This window comes from Xylanimonas allomyrinae (assembly GCF_004135345.1).
Lineage (GTDB): Bacteria > Actinomycetota > Actinomycetes > Actinomycetales > Cellulomonadaceae > Xylanimonas > Xylanimonas allomyrinae.
Genome location: NZ_CP035495.1, coordinates 2,674,235 through 2,688,163, shown reverse-complemented (window position 1 = coordinate 2,688,163; position 13,929 = coordinate 2,674,235). Strand labels below are relative to the sequence as shown.

Below are 13,929 nucleotides of genomic sequence, written 5' to 3'. Positions count from 1 at the left end.
CTCGGGGGCGTGAAGACGTCCTCGATGCGTGCGTCGAACGTGCGCGCGATGCGGAACGCGAGCGGCAGCGACGGGTCGAACCGGCCGCGCTCGATCGAGATGACGGTCTGCCGGGAGACGCCGAGGCGCTTGCCCAGCTCCGTCTGCGACCAGCCGCGCGCGAGGCGCCGGGCGGCCACGTCGTTGTCCATCAGGCGCGTTCCTCGCGGCGCCGCAGGAGCCACAGCCGGACGGCGAAGTCGCCCTGCGCGAAGACGAGCAGCCCGGCGAGCGCGAGCGAGGCATCGACGGGGTCGCCGAGGACGGCCAGCACCAGCGTGCCGGCGCCCCCGACGGCGAACGTCTCACAGAACGCCCGGGTGGCGGCGTCGCGCATCCATGTCTCCTCGACGCCCTCCAGCGACGGTGCGCTCTCCTCGTCGGGCGTGCGGACCACGAGGAGGATCCACCCGATCGCGACGAAGAGCGTCAGCCACGATCCGGCCAGGACGGCGAAGGTGGCCGCCGCCTGCCCGTGCTCGCCGCCTGCGAACACCTGGGTGAGGCCGGCGATCACCGCCGCGCAGGCGATCGCGGCGACCGGGCTGCCGGCCCACACGACCGGCCAGGCGCGCGCCCGTTCCGTGGCCGTGCGGTCTGGCTCGCGGCCGTCGCGGCGCGCGGCGCGTCCCTCGAGCACCTCGCGCGCGACGACGGTCGTGCCGGGGAGTGCCGCCGTCGCCGCGAGGATCCACAGGAGCGTCGTGGGCCCGATCTCGGGGATCTTCTCGTGCAGGGCCGCCGCCTGGGCGTCGTCGAGGAACAGCCCGCGTCCGACGACGGCGACGAGCGCCCCGTACGCCGCGACTGCCGGGGCCGCGAGCAGCGTGGCGAGCGCCCAGCGGCGCGGTGGGGTGCCCGGCGGGGGTGCGTCCTCGTCGAGTGCGGCGTCGGTCGGCTCGGGCGTGGCGCGCATCGGTCCCCCAGGGTCAGGTGTCAAGTGTCCTTGACACCTGACCCTGGCCCGCGAGTGGGGACTGTCAAGTCTCTTTGACAGGCGTCTCCCGGAGCGGGACGTCGGCGACGACGTCCAGGGACGGCAGTCCGCTAGTCGCGGGCGGTGAGGATGACCGGGCCGTCCTCGGTGATCGCGATCGTGTGCTCGCTGTGCGCGCCGCGGCTGCCGTCGACCGAACGCAGCGTCCAGCCGTCGGGGTCGGTGTAGATCTCGTCGGTCGTCTCCAGGAACCACGGCTCGATCGCGATGACCAGGCCCGGCTTGAGCGGGAAGCCCCGCCCGGGGCGCCCGTCGTTGGGCACGTGCGGGTCGCCGTGCATGGTGCGGCCGACGCCGTGGCCGCCGAAGTCGGTGTTGATGGTGTAGCCCGCGGCGTGTGCGACCTGTGCGATCGCGGCCGAGATGTCGCCGATCTTGTGGCCCACGGTCGCGGCTGCGATGCCCGCGTCGAGGGCTTCCTCCGTCGTCCGGATGAGGGCGAGGTCCGCGGTGCGTCGATCATCTGCGGTCGCCCGGCCGACGACGAGCGACAGTGCCGAGTCCGAGACCCAGCCGTCCACCGACGCGGCAAAGTCGACCGAGAGCAGGTCGCCGTCCTGGAGCACGTAGTCGTGCGGCAGCCCGTGCAGCACGGCGTCGTTGACCGACGTGCAGATGACCTTGCCGAACGGCATCGCGCCGAACGACGGGTGGTAGTCGATGTAGCAGGACTCGGCCCCGCGGTCCTTGATCATGCGGTGCGCGAGCGCGTCGAGCTCGAGCAGGTTCACGCCCGGCTTGGCGGCATCCCTGCAGGCCAGCAGGACGTCGGCCACGAAGCGCCCCGCGGGTCGCATCTGCTCGATCTCCTGCGGGGTCCTCAGCTCGATCATCGGGGTCCTCTTCCTCCACCAGCGCACGGGTCCAGTCTGCAGGGTGTGATCCTACGGCGAGACCCGAAGCCCGCTGATCGGCGCCGAGCGTTCGTGCAGCACGCGCCGCCCGAGCCGCCGCGGCAAGGACTCCAGCGACACAGGGGTCACGAAACGGACAGAAGGAACTGCTCGATAGGTGAAATGCCGGGTTTACGCCGCGGTCCGGTTGCGCGACCATGCGGGGAGCGGTCAGGTGGTTCTCGGGAGAGCGGTGAGCGTGGCACCGGGACCGCCCTGTTCGTCATGACAACTGAGTCGGAAGGACAGAAACAATGACACGAAACGCACAGAGCCTCCGCCATCGCCGGCGGACGCTCGCGACCGGCGCGGGCCTCGCGGTCCTCGCGCTCGGTCTCGCCGCATGTGGCGGTGACGGAGGCGGAAACGGGGGTGGGGAGGGCGCCGACGGTGACGCATCCGCCTACCCGATCGACTGCTCCGCGTACGACGAGTTCGGCGACCTGTCAGGCAAGACGGTCTCCGTGTACGCGTCGATCACCGACGTCGAGGGCGACGCTCAGCAGCGTTCCTACGAGGCGTTCGAGAAGTGCACCGGCATCACCATCGACTACGAGGGCTCGCGAGAGTTCGAGGCCCAGCTCCTGGTACGGCTCAAGGCGGGCACCCCGCCCGACCTGGCCTACCTCCCGCAGCCCGGGCTCCTGAACACCGTGGTCAACGACTACCCCGACCTCATCAAGCCTGCCCCCGCGCAGACCGAGGCGAACGTCGACCAGTACTTCAGCGAGTCGTGGAAGAGCTACGGCACCGTCGACGGCACGTTCTACGCCGCACCGCTCGGCGCGAACGTCAAGTCGTTCGTCTGGTACTCGCCGCAGGACTTCAAGGACAAGGGCTACACGGTCCCGGAGACCTGGAGCGACCTGCTCGCGCTGACGGCGCAGATGCAGGAGACCGCGGGCGGGCCCGTCTGGTGCGCGGGCGTCGAGTCCGGTGACGCGACCGGATGGCCGGGCACCGACTGGATCGAGGACATGATGCTCCGCACCGCGGGGCCCGACGTCTACGACCAGTGGTGGAAGCACGAGATCCCGTTCAACGACCCGCAGGTCGTCGCGGCGTTCGACGAGGCCGGCAAGATCCTCAAGAACCCCGACTACGTCAACGCCGGCCTGGGCGGCATCGACTCGATCGCCTCCACGCCGTGGACCGACGCCGGGTTCGGCCTGCTCGACGGGACGTGCGAGCTGCACCGGGCCGCGAACTTCTACGCGGCCAACTGGCCGTCCGGCACCACGGTGGGCGAGGACGGCGACGTGTTCGCGTTCTACCTGCCGACCGACCAGACCGACATCAAGCCGGTCGCCGTGGGTGGCGAGTTCGTCGCCGCCTTCGCCGACCGCCCGGAGGTCCAGGCCTTCCAGACGTTCCTCGCGAGCGCCGACTGGGCCAACTCCAAGGCCGTGGCCACCCCCGACGGCGGCTGGGTCAGCGCCAACACGGGTCTCAAGCCCGAGCTGCTCAAGAGCGAGCTCGACCAGGAGTCGGCGAAGATCCTCGCCGACCCCAAGGCTGTCGCCCGGTTCGACGCGTCCGACCTGATGCCGGGGCCTGTCGGAGCCGGCACCTTCTGGACGGGCATGGTCAACTGGTTCACCGGTCAGTCGACGCAGGACGTCGTCGACGCGATCGAGGCGAGCTGGCCGTCGTCCTGACCCTTGCAGTGAGGCCGGGGACCCCGGGTCCCCGGCCTTGGCATATCCGTGTGTCCACCGAAGGAGGTCCGACCATGGGATGGCTGCTCAACCCCACGACTCCCGGCGAGAAGATCGCCGACATGTTCATCGCCATCGCGCTCTTCGTGGTGGTCATGGGCCTGATCCTGTACCTCGTCGACCGGCCGAAACGCGTGCCCAACTGGGTGGTCGCCCTCGCGTTCGCCGGCGTGCCGCTGCTGCTGCTCGCCTACGGCCTGGTGCGTTCGGCGCTCATCACGCTGTGGAGCTCGTTCTTCGACCGCACAGGTGACACGTTCGTCCGGTTCGACAACTACAAGCAGATGTTCACCACCGGCCAGTTCCAGCAGGTACTGGTCAATACCGCGATCTGGGTCATCGCGGTGCCCGTGCTCGCCACGTTCATCGGTCTGGTCTACGCCGTGATCATCGACCGCAGCCGGTTCGAACGAGCGGCCAAGGTGCTGATCTTCATCCCGATGGCGATCTCGATGGTCGGCGCGTCGATCATCTGGCGGTTCGTGTACGAGTTCCGCCCCAACCAGCCGAACATCCAGCAGACGGGCCTGCTCAACCAGGTGCTGGTGTGGATCGGCCTGGAGCCGCAGCAGTTCCTGCTCAACCAGCCGTCGAACACCGCGTTCCTCATCGTCGTCATGATCTGGATCCAGACGGGCTTCGCGATGACGGTGCTGTCCGCGGCGATCAAGGCGATCCCGGACGACATCATCGAGGCGGCCCGCCTCGACGGGCTCAGCGGCGTCGGCATGTTCCGCTACATCACGGTGCCGTCGATCCGGCCGGCCCTCATCGTCGTGCTCACCACCATCGCGATCACCGCACTCAAGGTCTTCGACATCGTGCGCACCATGACGGGCGGGCAGTTCGGCACCGGCGTCGTCGCCAACGAGTTCTTCACGCAGGCATTCCGGCAGAACAACCAGGGTCTGGCCTCGGCGTTCGCCGTCGTGCTGTTCATCCTGGTGATCCCGATCATCGCGTACAACGTCCGCCAGCTCCGCAAGACGGAGGAGATCCGATGAGCGGCTCGAACACGCCCACCTTCCCGCCCCCGATCGACGGCGTCCCGGCGGCCGGCCGACGCGACGACGACGAGCCCGCTGCGCGCAAGGACCGGCTCTCACGCCTCGAACGGCGCGCCATCGCCACCAAGGGGAGGCTGAGCTCGCCCTGGGCGTCCGGCATCGCGATCATCCTGGCGATCCTGTGGACGCTGCCGTCGCTGGGCCTGCTCGTGACCTCGTTCCGGCCCTCGCTGGACATCCGCCGGTCGGGCTGGTGGACGGTCGTCCCGGACCTGTTGGGCGGCCAGGCCGCGTTCACCCTGGAGAACTACGACCAGGCCATCCACGGGAACGCGAGCCTGGGCGAGTTCTTCGTCAACTCGTTCGTCATCACGCTGCCCGCGGTGGTCATCCCGATCACGCTGGCGCTGCTGGCCGCCTACGCGTTCGCGTGGATCCCGTTCAAGGGCCGCAGCTTCCTGTTCGTCGCGGTGTTCACGCTCCAGGTGGTGCCGCTCCAGGTGGCCCTGGTGCCGCTGCTGCGCGACTACGTCAAGATCGGCATCAACGGTTCGTTCTGGACGGTGTGGATCTCGCACTCGATCTTCGCGCTGCCGCTGGCGATCTTCCTGCTGCACAACTTCATGAAGGAGATCCCGCCGTCGCTGGTCGAGGCGGCCCGCGTCGACGGTGCCGGGCACGTGCAGGTGTTCTTCCGCGTGCTCATGCCGCTGCTCGTGCCCGCGATCGCGTCCTTCGGCATCTTCCAGTTCCTGTGGGTGTGGAACGACCTGCTGGTCGGCCTCACGTTCACCCGAGCGGGCAGTCGCCCGCTCACCGTGGCGGTCGCCGAGCTGGCGGGATCCCGCGGCGGGCAGTGGCAGCTGCTGTCCGCGGGCGCGTTCATCTCGATGATCGTGCCGCTCGTGGTCTTCCTCGCCCTCCAGCGCTACTTCGTGCGCGGCCTGCTGGCGGGCAGCGTCAAGGGCTGACGGCCCCGGTCACGACGACGGCGGCCGTGCCACCTGGGCACGGCCGCCGTCGTCGTGAGCACCCGATCAGGCCTGCACGGCCTTGGGGTCCGGTCCGAACTGGTTGGGACCGACGGTGCCCGCGGTCGCCGTGAACACGATCAGGAGGATGCCGCCGACGAACGGAACCAGAGCGATGAAGATCCACCCGCCCGGGCGGCCGGTGTCGTGCAGGCGGCGCACCGTGACGGCGAGGCCCGGCAGCAGCACGGCGAGGCTGACGACCCAGAGCGGGATCAGAGCGGCGTAGTACCCGGCCCCGATCTCACCCGTGGCGACGTCGACCGACGAGAGGGCGATCGGCATCAGCACCGCGCTCAGGACGGCCGAGACGATCGCCATCGCGAGTGCGAACCACCAGTACTCGGCGCGGCGAGCGCGGCCGTTGAACGTGGCGTACTTGCTGAAGACCGACTTGACGGCGTCGACCATTGACATGTGCAGCTCCTGAAGTTGGACGAGCAATCGGTTCCGCAGCGTAGCGAAACCTGGCACGGTCCGTCGCGGGCGGTGACGCAGTGTCGCGCAGATGAACGGCGACGCGCACCACCGAGGGGCTAGCGTTGCGCTGTGCGCCTGGGAATCATCGACATCGGGTCCAACACCGTCCACATGGCGGTGCTCGACGCCGCACGCGGAGCACGCCCCGTGCCCGCCGCGTCCGAGTCGATGGAGGTGCGTCTCATGCGCTACCTCCAGCCGGACGGCTCCATCTCCGACGAGGGCGTCGCAGCGCTCGACGCCGCCGTGACGCGCGCCGCCGCCGTCGGGCGTGAGCAGGGCGCCGAGCAGACGCTCGCCATCGCGACGTCGGCCGTGCGCGAGGCCACGAACGGTGCGGACGTGCTCGCCATGCTCACCGACCGCCTGGGCGTCCCGATCGAGGTGCTCGCCGGCGTGGACGAGGCGCGGCTGACGTTCCTCGCCGCGCGTCGCTGGTACGGCTGGGGCGCCGGCCGGCTGCTGCTGCTCGACATCGGGGGAGGGTCGCTGGAGATCGCCGCCGGCACCGACGAGGAGCCCGACGTCGCCCTGTCCGTCCCGCTCGGAGCCGGACGCATGACCCGCGAGTTCCTGTGGGAGGCCGACCCGCCCGCCCCCGCCGACGTCGCCCTCCTGCGCGAGCACGTGCGCCACACGCTCGGCAACGCCCTCGGCGCCGGCCGCATGCTCAGCGGCGACCACGTCGTCGCGACCTCGAAGACCTTCCGCTCCCTGGCCCGGCTGGCCGGCATGTCCCGAGAGGTGCTCGGGCCGGAGAACGGTATCGGATGCGCCTCGCGCACCTGGAGGACTGGATGCCGCGCCTCGCACGGCTGTCCTCGACCGACCGCACCGTGCTGCCCGGCATCGGCCCGCGCCGCGCCCGGCAGATCGTCGCGGGCGCCGTCGTCGCCGAGGAGGCGATGCGCGCGCTCAAGGTCGACGAGGTCGAGATCTGCCCGTGGGCGCTGCGCGAAGGCGCGATCCTGCGCCACCTCGAAAGCCTGTGAGCCGCCCGACCGCGTCACACCGGCTCGGCGAGCGGGTGCCCGCCCCGCGCTGTTCCTCGTCTCAGGGCTCACCCTCTACGCCGGCGCTGCCGTCGCCGTCGGCCTGTTCGACCGCATCGCCGCGCCCGCCGTCGGATGGTGGCGCATCGTGCTGGCCGCCGTCGTCCTGACCGCCTGGCGGCGGCCGTGGCGCCGCCGGTGGACGCGGCGCGCGCTCGCCGCGGCGGCGGCGTTCGGCGTCGTGCTCGCCGCAATGAACATCGCGTTCTACATCGCGATCGACCACCTGCCGCTCGGCGTCGCCGTCGCGATCGAGTTCTGCGGCCCCGTCGCCGTCGGGGCCGTCACCGGCCGCGGGTGGCGCGAACGCGCCGCGATCATCGTCGCCGCCACGGGCGTCGTGCTGCTCGCCGGCGTCACGCTCGACTCGGGCCTCGCGCACGACGACGCCGTCTCCGGGCTCCTCGCGATCGCAGCCGCCGCCGCGTGCTGGGCCGGGTACATCGTGCTCGGCAAGCGCGTCGCCGGCGCGGGAGCGGGCATCGACTCGCTCGCCGTCGGCATGGTGGCCGGCGCGATCGCCTTCGCGCCCGTCTTCGCGCACACCGCGCCCACGGTCGTGGCACGACCCGGAGTGCTGGGGCTGCTGCTGGTGGTGGCGGTGTGCTCGTCGGTGGTGCCGTACGTGCTCGACCAGGTGGTGCTGCGGCGCACCGGCACGGCGACATTCGCGGTGCTGACGGCGCTGCTGCCGGCGACGGCCGTCGCCGTCGGAGCAGTGGTGCTGAGGCAGGTACCGACCCTGCCCGAGGCGGCCGGACTCGTGCTCGTCACCGGGGCGATCATGATGACAGCAGGGGCACGCAGGTGACAGAGGCTTTGGCGCTGGAGCGTGGGCCGGGTACCCTGGCCGTCGCGGTGCTCTCAGCGACCGCAATGGAGACGTCGCATAGTCAGGTCTAGTGCGCCACCCTGCTAAGGTGGTAACGGAGCAATCCGTTCGAGGGTTCAAATCCCTCCGTCTCCGCCAGGAAGGTCCCGGCCGCCGTGAGCCCGGGGCCTTTTCTGTTGCCCGGGCGACCGCGCGGGCGCCGCCGTCGAGTCGTGGGGTGGATCACGAACGACGGCCACGGTTTGGGGATCACCGCCGAGTCGTTGTAGTGTTCTCGACGGCCGGTCAGCCGGAGCAGCGCTCCGGGGCGACGGCCACGCGCTCGTAGCTCAACGGATAGAGCATCTGACTACGGATCAGAAGGTTGGGGGTTCGAATCCCTTCGAGCGCACAAGATGAACAGCCAGGTCAGCAGCGGTTTTGCGGCCTGGCTGTTGTCGTTCCCGTAAGGCCCCGGTTCGGCGCGTTCCTCTAGCGTTCCCGTAGAGGCGGCAGGCAGCGGGGCGGCGGCGAGGTCGGCGGCGGCGAGGCGTGAGGTTCCCCCGTGCGGGCTGACGGCATCGGCCTGACGTGATCGGGTGTGGGTGCGGCTTCCGGGCCGGTACACGGCGGGCGGCGTTGCGCGTGCGGGCGGCGAGCACGGCGCGGGCAGCGGGCATCGCTGTCAGACAAGGCGACTTCGACGGCTACGGCATGGGCGAGCGCACGCGGCGCGTTCGGGGTGGGGCGTGACCCCCGCGCCACTTCCCGCTGTCCGGCTGGTGATAGCCGCTCGCAGTCCGCGCAGGTTTCTGAGGCGCTTACCGCCGAACCCGGTCGCGCGCACCCTGCACTGATCCCCTCCCGAGCGCGTCCCACAGCGGCCCCAGCACGTCACGGCCCCACCCGCGCGAGCGGTCCCCACCGGGCTGTCGCGCTGACTTCGGGAACACGCCGCACGGGAGTGTCTCGCCCCGGGTCTGATGGAGGCTCTCATTCCACGGAAGGATGAGAGTCAGGGTGGCACCGAGGAAGTACCCCGATGAGCTGCGTGAGCGCGCGGTTCGGCTGGTGATCGAGGCGAAGCATGACCCGGCCACTAGGCACGCCGCGTGTCGGCGCATCGGTGAGCAGCTCGGGATCAACCCCGAGACGCTACGGGGCTGGGTGACCCAGGCTGAGATCGATGCCGGTGACCGGCCGGGCACGACGACGACGGATGCACAGAGGCTGGTCGAGCTGGAGCGGGAGAACCGGGAGTTGCGGCGCGCGAACGCGATCTTGCGTAGTGCGTCGGCTTTCTTCGCGGCGGAGCTCGACCGCCCACAGCGGTGATCGTCACCTACATCGACGAGCACAAGGACGATTTCGGAGTCGAGCCGATCTGTGAGCAGCTGCAGGTCGCTCCGAGCACGTACTACGCGGCCAAGGCGCGCCGGCCATCGGCTCGCTCGGTCAGTGACCGGGCCACGACAAAGGTGATCGAGCAGGTCCACACGGCGAACTTCGGGGTCTACGGTGCCCGCAAAGTCCACGCCGAGATGCGCAGGCAGGGGCACCGAGTGGCCCGCTGCACGGTCGAGCGGCTCATGCGCGTCGCCGGGTTGCGAGGCATCACCCGGGCCAAAGGGCCACGCACCACGATCCGGGGCACCGGTCCGGACACCCGCCCGGACCTGGTCGAGCGGAACTTCACCGCCCCTGCGCCGAACCGGCTGTGGGTCTGCGACATCACCTACTGCCGCACGTTCTCCGGTTGGGTCTACGCCGCATTCGTCATCGATGTGTTCTCCCGCCGGGTCGTCGGCTGGCAGCTGGCGAGGTCCCTGCGCACCGACCTCGCCCTGGACGCCACCGAGGCGGCGGAGCTGACCAAGCAGATCGGCGACCTCGTCAACCGCACCGCACCGCAGTTGCTCGAGTCGTTCGGGATCGGCGTGGACACCGCCGCCGAGATCCTCGTCGTGGCCGGCGACAACCCCGAACGCATCAAGTCCGAAGCCGCGCTCGCGAAGCTCGCCGGGATCGCGCCCGTGCCCACAGGCTCCGGGACGACGTCTGGAAGGCACCGCATCAACCACGGCGGCCACCGACAGCTCAACGCCGCGATCTACCGCACCGTGATCGTCCGCATGAGGTTCCACCAACCCACGATCGACTACGTCGCCCGCCGCACCGCCGAGGGCAAGACCAAGCGCGAGATCATCCGCTGCCTCAAGCGGTACGTCATCCGCGAGGTCTTCCACCTGCTCCGACCAACACCGAGAGCGGCCCTTCCGGCGAGTTGACAACTATAGGAGCGTCTGTCAGCGATCTGAGCCGAGCGGCCTCGGCTCGCGCCGTGAGGTCTTCACTTCCCAGCAGATCGACCGCAGCGCTCCAGGCGATCTGACCGCGGCGCTTCATCGACAGCGTCGGCTGAGTGATTCCCAATGAGGGCGCGAGCCGGGTCTGCGGCACACGCCGCCACCACATGACGTGGGCGACCTTCTCGCCAATCTGCTCAGCGAAGGTCTGACCCGCGCGGCAACGAGACATCGTGCACCGACGACGCCATGTCGAACCTCACCCAGACAGACCTCCTCTGTGTGGGCGCGCACGCGGGTCGAGACACGCGGGCGGAACGGGCCGCGCGAACGCGGCGTCGGCTCCCCAGGAGCGCGAGCGGCTCTTCTTCGAAGAGATCGGTGACGTCCCTTCGTGCGTCGAGTGCGCCGACGACGTCGCATCGGGTACGACGCCGTCCGCGCGGACGCGGCGATCGCCGGGAATCGGCTGGCGGTCCCGTCGGGTGTGCAGGTCAGTGCGGATCGTGCCATGTCGGGGTGCAATCGCGGCCGATTTGGTCGACCGTTCGGCGCGGAGCAGAAGACCCACTATTATCCACAATGGCTGACGATTGCTGGGAGCAATCAGTCTGAAAGGACCCATAATGGGCGCGCGCCGTCGTCGTGCGGGAATGGCTCGTTTGACACGAGTCACCATTGCATCTGTCGTTGTCGTCGTTCTTGTCGTCGGCGCCTGCGCCGTCGTGACCCATCGGCGGGGCATCTCTCGCCAGCTCGATGAGGTGACGGCCCAGACGGCGCAGGCGCAGGCGGCTGAGCGCGCGTTGGTCGCTCGCCTCGCCGACGAGATCACCACGGCGAAGTCCCTCTTCACGTCGAGCGAGGGCGCGGTCGCTGACGACGGCGTTCGCGATGGGCTCGCGGGCGCGATCGAGGCCGCTGAGAAGGAGAAGGCGGACGCCAAAGGAGTCGTGCATGGCGCGTCGCTGACAGCGGCGCGCGCTGCGCTCCGCGCCGCGAACGCCGAGGTGGCTCATGCGAAGGGCGCGGAGGCCGCGCTTCGGGCTGCGATCGATGCGGTGCGCGCGTCGCACGCGGGGTACCTGCTCGACGAGGCGACCAAGGCGGCGTCTGCGGCGAAGCTGGCTCTCGACGCCTCGATCGAGGCGGCCGACAAGACGCTGACCGAGTCCGAGGGCAAGGTGGGCGACGACTCGGTCCGGCGGGCGTTGAAGGACGCGCTCGACGCCGCACGGCAGAACCGCGACCACGCAGTGGACGCGAGCTCGGCCGACGCGCTCGGCGCGGCCGCGAAGGAGTTCGCGGCCGCTCAGGCCGCCCTCGACGCAGCGGCTCACGTCGTGAGCGAGGCGGTGTCCGCGAAGGCCGCGGCGGACGAGGCTGCTCGTGCGGCCGCCGACAGGGCGTCGGCGACCGCCGGCGGGTCGTCCGCGGGGGCGACGCCGGGCGGTTCGGCCACCGGGTCGGCGGCGGCCGCCGGCTCGGCCCCCGTCTCAGGGCGGGAACTGTGCGCCAAGTACGGGAACGGGCGCATTCCGGCGTCTGCCCTCGTACAGGTGCCGTGGGCTCCGACGGTTACGTGGATCGAGCCGGCCCACCCGATGCTGCTCGCGCCGTCGGCGTTCGCGGGCCTTGAGCGGCTGAACGAGGCGTTCTCCGGGGCGTTCGGGATGAGCCTGCCGCTCGACGACGCCTACCGGTCCTATGAGGACCAGGTCGACGCGAAGGCGCAGCAGGGCGACTGGGCGGCAAAGCCGGGAACGTCGAACCACGGGTGCGGCATCGCGATCGACGTGCCGGACTACCGGTACGGTCACGAGGACTTCGGCCCTGACGGGGAGAAGTACCACTGGTTGGTAGCCAATGCACGGCAGTTCGGCTGGGCTACCGGAAGAGTGGCAGGCGAGCCATGGCACCTGGAGTTCGTGGGATGAGATGCCGGCCGCCGAGCGGCCTCCGGGCTCCGGCACAGCCGCGCGCAGCGGACCGACGGATGTGTGACCTGCGGCGTTGCGCCTCGACGGGGCCCGAGGGCCCCGCGATCCAGGCCAGCACCCACAGCGCAGGGCTCGACCGGCTGGACCCCGCGCCTCAGCGCAGGCTCGCCCCGTTCGTCCGGATCACCTCGGCGTACCAGCCGAACGACTTCTTGCGGTGCCGCTGCAAGGTGCCGCTTCCGTCGTCGTCACGGTCGACGTAGATGAACCCGTACCGCTTGCTGAGCTGCGCGGTGCTGGCGCTGACGAGGTCGATGCACCCCCAGCTGGTGTATCCGAGCACGTCGACGCCGTCGGCGATCGCCTCACGCACCTGCACGAGGTGGTCGTTGAGGTAGGCGATGCGGTCGTCGTCGAGCACGGTGGGGACGCCGTCGACGACGACGAGCTCGTCTCGGGCGCCGAGGCCGTTCTCGACGACGAACAGGGGCTTCCCCCAGCGGTCCCAGAACTGGTTGAGGACGATACGCAGGCCGACGGGGTCGATCTGCCACCCCCACTGGCTCTGCTCGAGCGTCGGGTTGGGCAGGCCGCCCATGATGTTGCCCGCGCCGGGGGCCCGGTCGGGGGAGGCGCTTTCACAGGCGCTCATGTAGTAGCTGAAGGACACGAAGTCGACGGTGTGCGCCAGCGTGGCGCGGTCGTCGTCGGTGATGTCGAGCTCGATGCCGCGTTCGCGCAGGGTGCGCAGGAAGTAACCGGGGTAGGCGCCGCGCACCTGGACGTCGCCGAACACGAGGTTGGCGTGGTCGGCCTTCATGACGGCGAGCACGTCGGCGGGCGCTGGGGTCAGCGGGTAGGTCGGCATGGCGAGGACCATGCAGCCGATGCGCGCGTCAGGCATGAGCTCGCGTGCGATCCGGGTGGCGGAGGCGCTGGCGACCAGCTCGTGGTGCATGGCCTGGTAGAGCTGCTGGTCGGTGAGCCGGTCGGCCGGGGTGTTGATGGCGCCGCTCATGAACGGGGCGTGGACGAGGGAGTTGATCTCGTTGAAGGTGAGCCAGTAGCGCACCCGTGAGCCGTACCGCTCGAACAGCACGCGCGCGTAGCGTTCGTAGAACCCGATGAGCCTGCGGTTGGTCCAGCCGTCGTACGCCTCGGCCAGGTGCAGCGGCGTCTCGTAGTGGGAGATCGTCACGAGCGGTTCGATGCCGTGCTTCTCCAACTCGTCGAGCACGCGGTCGTAGAAGGCCAGCCCCTCTTCGTTGGGCTCTGCCTCGTCGCCGGCGGGGAAGATGCGGCTCCACGCGATGGAGAAGCGGAACACCGTGAAGCCGAGCTCGGCGAACAGCGCGATGTCCTGCGCGTACCGGTGGTAGAAATCGATCGCCTCGAGCTTGAGGTTGTCGGGGGTGGGGGACGGGGTGCGCGGGCCGGTGAGCCCATGCGGCAGCACGTCCTGGACGGACAGACCCTTGCCGCCCTCGGCGTACGCGCCCTCGATCTGGTTGGCGGCGGTCGCGCCGCCCCACAGGAAATCCGGGGGGAAGGTCGTACCGGTCATGTCGTCCTCCGATGGTGCGCGCGGTCGTGGGGGCTGGGGTCGTGGGGCTGGGGTCGTGCGGCGGCTCTCGCCGCCGCACGACCGTGGGTCA

At 70.2% G+C, this 13,929-nt stretch carries 12 protein-coding genes, 2 tRNA genes, 2 pseudogenes and 1 other annotated feature; of the genes and pseudogenes, 11 read left to right on the top strand and 5 right to left on the bottom strand.

Annotated elements, in window-relative coordinates:
• Positions 1 to 2: 2 nt before the first annotated feature.
• The 3 genes and pseudogenes from ET495_RS12250 to map all read right to left on the bottom strand — a co-directional run.
• Positions 3 to 191, bottom strand: a pseudogene (locus ET495_RS12250) (helix-turn-helix transcriptional regulator); the annotation flags it as partial.
• A complete protein-coding gene (locus ET495_RS12245) occupies positions 191 to 955 on the bottom strand; it encodes a hypothetical protein (protein ID WP_129205037.1) in 765 nt (254 codons plus the stop codon). The pseudogene ET495_RS12250 and the gene ET495_RS12245, both read right to left, overlap by 1 nt.
• Positions 956 to 1,086: 131 nt before the next feature.
• Positions 1,087 to 1,869: a type I methionyl aminopeptidase gene (gene map / locus ET495_RS12240; protein ID WP_129205036.1), complete on the bottom strand. Its 783-nt coding sequence runs from the start codon at positions 1,867 to 1,869 to the stop codon at positions 1,087 to 1,089.
• Positions 1,870 to 2,183: 314 nt separating this feature from the next.
• Here map and ET495_RS12235 point away from each other — a divergent pair, with 314 nt between their 5' ends.
• The 3 genes from ET495_RS12235 (at position 2,184) to ET495_RS12225 (ending at position 5,625) form a co-directional block, all read left to right on the top strand.
• On the top strand, positions 2,184 to 3,587 hold the full coding sequence (locus ET495_RS12235; protein WP_129205035.1) for an ABC transporter substrate-binding protein: 1,404 nt from the start codon (positions 2,184 to 2,186) through the stop codon (positions 3,585 to 3,587).
• A gap of 74 nt (positions 3,588 to 3,661) precedes the next feature.
• Positions 3,662 to 4,651, top strand: a complete 990-nt coding sequence (locus ET495_RS12230; protein ID WP_129205034.1) for a carbohydrate ABC transporter permease — start codon at positions 3,662 to 3,664, stop codon at positions 4,649 to 4,651.
• Positions 4,648 to 5,625: a carbohydrate ABC transporter permease gene (locus ET495_RS12225; protein WP_129205033.1), complete on the top strand. Its 978-nt coding sequence runs from the start codon at positions 4,648 to 4,650 to the stop codon at positions 5,623 to 5,625. The genes ET495_RS12230 and ET495_RS12225 overlap by 4 nt, the downstream gene beginning before the upstream one ends.
• A gap of 66 nt (positions 5,626 to 5,691) precedes the next feature.
• Here the strand turns inward: ET495_RS12225 and ET495_RS12220 are convergent, their stop codons facing one another.
• Positions 5,692 to 6,102: a DUF805 domain-containing protein gene (locus ET495_RS12220; protein ID WP_129205032.1), complete on the bottom strand. Its 411-nt coding sequence runs from the start codon at positions 6,100 to 6,102 to the stop codon at positions 5,692 to 5,694.
• A 174-nt stretch (positions 6,103 to 6,276) separates the two neighbouring features.
• On the opposite strand from ET495_RS12220, the pseudogene ET495_RS19465 reads away from it, so the two are divergent.
• The 8 genes and pseudogenes from ET495_RS19465 to ET495_RS12185 form a co-directional block, all read left to right on the top strand.
• Positions 6,277 to 6,840, top strand: a pseudogene (locus ET495_RS19465) (Ppx/GppA phosphatase family protein); the annotation flags it as partial.
• 95 nt (positions 6,841 to 6,935) lie between these two features.
• Positions 6,936 to 7,157 (top strand): Ppx/GppA phosphatase family protein, encoded by a 222-nt coding sequence (locus tag ET495_RS19460; protein ID WP_342770167.1) that lies wholly within the window; start codon positions 6,936 to 6,938, stop codon positions 7,155 to 7,157.
• A 253-nt stretch (positions 7,158 to 7,410) separates the two neighbouring features.
• The gene (locus ET495_RS12210; RefSeq protein ID WP_342770166.1) at positions 7,411 to 8,028 is read left to right on the top strand and encodes an EamA family transporter; all 618 of its coding nucleotides are present in this window, start codon (positions 7,411 to 7,413) and stop codon (positions 8,026 to 8,028) included.
• A gap of 67 nt (positions 8,029 to 8,095) precedes the next feature.
• A tRNA-Ser gene (locus tag ET495_RS12205) sits at positions 8,096 to 8,187 on the top strand.
• Between the two features lie 180 nt (positions 8,188 to 8,367).
• Positions 8,368 to 8,440: transfer RNA gene (locus ET495_RS12200), tRNA-Arg, on the top strand.
• Positions 8,441 to 9,048: 608 nt separating this feature from the next.
• Positions 9,049 to 9,363 carry a transposase gene (locus ET495_RS12195; protein WP_162616468.1) on the top strand — a complete coding sequence of 105 codons (315 nt, stop codon included), beginning with the start codon at positions 9,049 to 9,051 and terminating at the stop codon, positions 9,361 to 9,363.
• Positions 9,324 to 9,437, top strand: a sequence feature (AL1L pseudoknot). It overlaps the preceding gene by 40 nt.
• Positions 9,360 to 10,316, top strand: coding sequence for an IS3 family transposase (locus ET495_RS12190; protein WP_129205029.1), 957 nt, complete (start codon positions 9,360 to 9,362; stop codon positions 10,314 to 10,316). It overlaps the preceding feature by 78 nt. Before ET495_RS12195 ends, ET495_RS12190 begins: the two co-directional genes overlap by 4 nt.
• Before the next feature lie 644 nt (positions 10,317 to 10,960).
• On the top strand, positions 10,961 to 12,271 hold the full coding sequence (locus ET495_RS12185; RefSeq protein ID WP_129205028.1) for a M15 family metallopeptidase: 1,311 nt from the start codon (positions 10,961 to 10,963) through the stop codon (positions 12,269 to 12,271).
• A 157-nt stretch (positions 12,272 to 12,428) separates the two neighbouring features.
• On the opposite strand, the gene ET495_RS12180 is transcribed toward ET495_RS12185, so the two are convergent.
• Positions 12,429 to 13,838: a glycoside hydrolase family 1 protein gene (locus ET495_RS12180; RefSeq protein WP_129205027.1), complete on the bottom strand. Its 1,410-nt coding sequence runs from the start codon at positions 13,836 to 13,838 to the stop codon at positions 12,429 to 12,431.
• Between the last annotated feature and the right edge of the window lie 91 nt (positions 13,839 to 13,929).

What these genes read in the sequence shown, in the direction of transcription:
- ET495_RS12245 (WP_129205037.1), bottom strand. Translation starts at nt 955, where the DNA reads ATGCGCGCCACGCCCGAGCCGACCGACGCCGCACTCGACGAGGACGCA.
- map (WP_129205036.1), bottom strand. Translation starts at nt 1,869, where the DNA reads ATGATCGAGCTGAGGACCCCGCAGGAGATCGAGCAGATGCGACCCGCG.
- ET495_RS12235 (WP_129205035.1), top strand. Translation starts at nt 2,184, where the DNA reads ATGACACGAAACGCACAGAGCCTCCGCCATCGCCGGCGGACGCTCGCG.
- ET495_RS12230 (WP_129205034.1), top strand. Translation starts at nt 3,662, where the DNA reads ATGGGATGGCTGCTCAACCCCACGACTCCCGGCGAGAAGATCGCCGAC.
- ET495_RS12225 (WP_129205033.1), top strand. Translation starts at nt 4,648, where the DNA reads ATGAGCGGCTCGAACACGCCCACCTTCCCGCCCCCGATCGACGGCGTC.
- ET495_RS12220 (WP_129205032.1), bottom strand. Translation starts at nt 6,102, where the DNA reads ATGTCAATGGTCGACGCCGTCAAGTCGGTCTTCAGCAAGTACGCCACG.
- ET495_RS19460 (WP_342770167.1), top strand. Translation starts at nt 6,936, where the DNA reads ATGCGCCTCGCGCACCTGGAGGACTGGATGCCGCGCCTCGCACGGCTG.
- ET495_RS12210 (WP_342770166.1), top strand. Translation starts at nt 7,411, where the DNA reads ATGAACATCGCGTTCTACATCGCGATCGACCACCTGCCGCTCGGCGTC.
- ET495_RS12185 (WP_129205028.1), top strand. Translation starts at nt 10,961, where the DNA reads ATGGGCGCGCGCCGTCGTCGTGCGGGAATGGCTCGTTTGACACGAGTC.
- ET495_RS12180 (WP_129205027.1), bottom strand. Translation starts at nt 13,838, where the DNA reads ATGACCGGTACGACCTTCCCCCCGGATTTCCTGTGGGGCGGCGCGACC.